Source organism: Microbacterium sp. Bi128, assembly GCF_918698205.1.
Window position 1 is genome coordinate 1 of the sequence record NZ_CAKKMM010001320.1, and the last position, 1,411, is coordinate 1,411.

Consider the following 1,411-nt stretch of genomic DNA (forward strand, 5'->3'; position numbering starts at 1 on the left):
ACCCGGTACCGCGCGACGTCCTCGAGGAAGCCCACGGCCAGACCGTGACCCTCGGTTCCCGTCCGGAAGACCTTGAGACTGTCGCCCAGGGTGAAGGTCTCCAGGTCGAGGTCGACGTCGTCGAAGAACTCGGCGCCGACGCTTACGTCTACGGCCACACCACGCTCGATGGCCAGAGCCACGACATCGTGGCCCGCGTCGACGGCCGCCGCCCCCCGATGAAGGGTGAGTCCATCTGGGTCCGCCCCCAGTCGGGCCACGTACACCTGTTCGACACCAAGACCGGCCTGCGCCTCGGCGACTAGTCCCCACCCACCGGCTCAGCAGACGGCGGTCCTCCCCAGTGGAGGGCCGCCGTCGGGCGTTAACAGCCCTGCTTTAGGTGGTTCGAGGCCGCCAGCGCCAATGACCAAAAGGCCGCGATAGTTTCCAGCTCGCTGAGCATCACGGCCGCCGCCACCGAGCCCGAGCTGCTGGACCTGCCCTGGCACATTGCCCTCGAGGACTGGCCGGCCGAATATCTGGCAGCCCTCCCCCGCGGCATCTCACGGCACATCGTGCGCTTCGCCCACCTCGGCGGCTCCGTGATCGCCATCAAGGAAACCTCGGAGCACGTGGCCCGCCACGAATACCACATGCTGCGCAAGCTCGCCCGGCTGGACGTTCCCGGCGTGGAGCCGGTGGCCGTCATCACCGGACGCACCACCCCGGAGGGCCGGCCACTGAACCCGGTGCTGGTCACCCGGCACCTGAAGTTCTCCATGCCCTACCGTGCGCTCTTCTCCCAGATGCTGCGCAAGGACACCCTGACCCGCCTCATCGACGCCCAGGCCCTGCTGCTGGTCCGGCTGCACCTGATCGGCTTCTACTGGGGCGACGTCTCGCTCTCCAACACCTTGTTCCGCCGCGACGCCGGCGCGTTCGCCGCCTACCTGGTCGATGCCGAGACCGGCGAACTGTACCCGGATTTGTCCACCGGCCAGCGCGAGTACGACCTCGAAATCGCCCGCGTCAACATCGCCGGGGAACTCATGGACCTCCTCGACGGCGGCCTGATCGAGGAGAAGGTGGACCCCGTGGCCACCAGCGAGCTGATCATGGACAGCTACCGGCGGTGGTGGACCGAGCTGACGGCAAAGGAATCGTTTGAGATCGGGGAACGCTGGCGCGTGGCCGCCCGGATCCGGCGGCTCAACGAGCTGGGGTTCGACGTCGAGGAATACGCGATCAAGACCACGCAGAACGGCTCGACCATCCAGCTCCAGCCGAAGGTCGTCGACGCCGGGCATCACCAGCGCCGGCTGCTGCGCCTGACCGGCCTGGACGCCCAGGAAAACCAGGCCCGCCGGCTCCTGAACGACATGGACTCGTTCCGGGCGGACAACAACCCGGGCATGGACGAGGAATACAG

General features: G+C 67.6%; 2 protein-coding genes. Both read left to right on the forward strand.

All coding sequences use genetic code 11. The features are described from left to right. Positions 1–305, forward strand: a 305-nt coding sequence (locus LQV45_RS32390; RefSeq protein ID WP_230011643.1) for a TOBE domain-containing protein, incomplete at its 5' end; no start/stop codon positions are given. A gap of 117 nt (positions 306–422) precedes the next feature. Further along, positions 423–1,411: DUF4032 domain-containing protein (locus LQV45_RS32395; protein WP_230011645.1), on the forward strand; the 989-nt coding region annotated here is incomplete at its 3' end.